Origin of the sequence: Mesorhizobium sp. M4A.F.Ca.ET.020.02.1.1, from assembly GCF_004022645.1 — a bacterium.
Lineage (GTDB): Bacteria > Pseudomonadota > Alphaproteobacteria > Rhizobiales > Rhizobiaceae > Mesorhizobium.
Map to the genome: position 1 here is coordinate 1 of NZ_RZOI01000817.1, position 2,505 is coordinate 2,505.

General features: G+C 63.2%; 3 protein-coding genes and 1 pseudogene. All 4 read right to left on the reverse strand.

Annotated features, from left to right (window positions below; translation table 11 throughout):
• On the reverse strand, positions 1-531 hold a 531-nt coding region (locus EN742_RS31565; RefSeq protein ID WP_128333703.1), incomplete at its 3' end, for an NADH-quinone oxidoreductase subunit J.
• Between the two features lie 129 nt (positions 532-660).
• On the reverse strand, positions 661-1,152 hold the full coding sequence (gene nuoI, locus EN742_RS31570) for an NADH-quinone oxidoreductase subunit NuoI (protein WP_126054027.1): 492 nt from the start codon (positions 1,150-1,152) through the stop codon (positions 661-663).
• The gene (nuoH, locus tag EN742_RS31575) at positions 1,152-2,195 is read right to left on the reverse strand and encodes an NADH-quinone oxidoreductase subunit NuoH (protein WP_126054026.1); all 1,044 of its coding nucleotides are present in this window, start codon (positions 2,193-2,195) and stop codon (positions 1,152-1,154) included. The genes nuoI and nuoH overlap by 1 nt, the downstream gene beginning before the upstream one ends.
• Before the next feature lie 2 nt (positions 2,196-2,197).
• Positions 2,198-2,505 (reverse strand): annotated as a pseudogene (locus EN742_RS31580) (NADH-quinone oxidoreductase subunit G); the annotation flags it as partial.

The window sequence follows — 2,505 nt, forward strand, 5'->3', positions numbered from 1 at the left end:
GCCCGGCTTGTGGCGCAGCGTCAGCACGATGGCGCCGATCATGGCGACAAGCAGCACGAGGCCGGCGATCTGGAAGTAGTAGAGGTAGTCCGTGTAGAGGATATCGCCGAGCGCGGCCGTGTTGGTGCGCTGGGCGAGATCCGGGATGGGCTTGGCCACTGTCGAGGCCAGCTGCGGCGCGAAAGTGTAGCCGCCGAGCACGACAATCAGTTCCGCCGCCAGGATCAGCCCGACCAGCGCGCCGATCGGGGCGTATTGCAGCGCGCCTTCCTTCATCTCGGCGAAGTCGACGTCGAGCATCATGACGACGAACAGGAACAGCACCATCACGGCGCCGACATAGACGACGAGCAGGATCATCGCCAGGAACTCGGCGCCGGTCAGCATGAACAGGCCGGCGGCATTGAAGAAGGTCAGGATCAGGAACAGCACCGAATGCACAGGGTTGCGCGACGAAATGACCATGAAGGCCGACGCCACCGCGACAAAGGCGAAGAGGTAGAAGAAAGCCGCCTCTAGTCCACTCAGCATGGGGATCCCCCGGGTTCCTGTCCGAACAGGACGTTCGTCCTGTTCGCTCTTTCTGGCTTCGTACCGCCTCCGGTGCCGAAGCCGCGTTGTCCTTAAACGAGGCCCCTCGCCCCGTCCATGCGTCAAATGTCAGCGGTAGGGCGCGTCCAGAGCGATGTTGCGCGCCAGTTCGCGTTCCCAGCGATCGCCGTTCGCGAGCAGCTTTTCCTTGTTGTAGTAAAGCTCCTCGCGCGTCTCGGTCGCGAATTCGAAATTCGGCCCCTCGACGATGGCGTCGACCGGGCAGGCCTCCTGGCAGAAGCCGCAATAGATGCACTTCACCATGTCGATGTCGTAGCGCACGGTGCGGCGCGTGCCGTCGTTGCGGCGCGGGCCGGCCTCGATGGTGATCGCCTGCGCCGGGCAGATCGCCTCGCACAGCTTGCAGGCGATGCAGCGCTCTTCGCCATTGGGGTAGCGGCGCAGCGCATGCTCGCCGCGGAAGCGGGGGCTGATCGGCCCCTTCTCGTGCGGATAGTTGATCGTCTCCTTCGGCGCGAAGAACTGGCGCATCGACAGGAAGAAGGCGCTGACGAAATCCTTCAGCAGCAGCGCCTTTGCGGCTTGGGAAAGAGCGGACATTACGCAAACCCCGTGAGCTTGAGGAAGGCTGCGGTGGCGATGACCATGAACAGCGAGATCGGCAGGAAGACCTTCCAACCTAGCCGCATCAGCTGGTCATAGCGGTAGCGCGGCACGAACGCCTTCACCATGGAAATGCCGAAGAACACCAGGCAGACCTTGAGCACGAACCAGATCAGCCCCGGCACCCAGGTGAAGGGCGCGAAGTCGAAGGGCGGCAGCCAGCCGCCGAGGAACAGGATGGTCGCCAGCGCGCACATCAGGACGATGGCGACATACTCGCCAAGGAAGAAGAGCAAGAACGGCGTCGACGAGTATTCGACCATGTGGCCGGCGACCAGTTCCGATTCGGCCTCCACCAGATCGAAAGGCGGGCGGTTCGTCTCGGCCAGCGCCGAGATGAAGAAAATGACGAACATCGGGAACAGCGACAGCCAGTGCCAGTCGAGGAAGGTGTTGGGCAGGCCGAGCCGGGTGCCGAGCCCATCGTGCTGCGACATGACGATGTCGGACAGGTTGAGCGAGCCGACGCACAAGAGCACGGTGACGATGACGAAGCCGATCGAGACTTCGTAGGACACCATCTGCGCGGCCGACCTCAGCGCGCCGAGGAACGGATATTTCGAGTTCGACGCCCAGCCGCCCATGATCACGCCATAGACCTCGAGCGAGGAGATGGCGAAGACATAGAGGATACCGACATTGACGTTGGCGATCGCCCAGCCCTGGTTGACCGGAATGACCGCCCAGGCCGAGATCGCCAGCACCGCCGACACCAGCGGCGCCAGCAGGAAGACGCCCTTGTTGGCGCCGGACGGGATCACCGGCTCCTTGAAGACGAACTTCAACAGGTCGGCGAAAGCCTGCAGCGTGCCCCAGGGGCCAACCACGTTCGGTCCGCGGCGCAGTTGCACCGCCGCCCAGATCTTGCGGTCGGCGTAGAGAATGTAGGCGACGAAGACCAAGAGCACGACGATCAGCACGACCGACTTCAGCAGGATGATCAGCGCCGGCAGCACGTAGAAGGAGAAGAAGGTTTCCATGCTTATTCCGCCGCCTGCTTGAAGCCGCTCTTGGCCAGCGCCGAGCATTCGGCCATCACGGCAGAGGCCCGCGCGATCGGGTTGGTCAGGTAGAAGTCCTTCACCGGCGAGGTGAAGGTGCCCTTGTTCAGCCGGCCACCGAGCTTCGCCGCCCTGGCGACGTCATCGGCGCTGCCGGCCAGAACCTGGTCGATGCGGGCAAGATGCGGATATTCGCCATAGAGCTTGGCGCGCAGTTGCGGCAGCGAGTCGAAAGGCAGCTTCTTGCCGAGCACATCAGACAATGCCCTGAGGATCGCCCAGTCCTGTC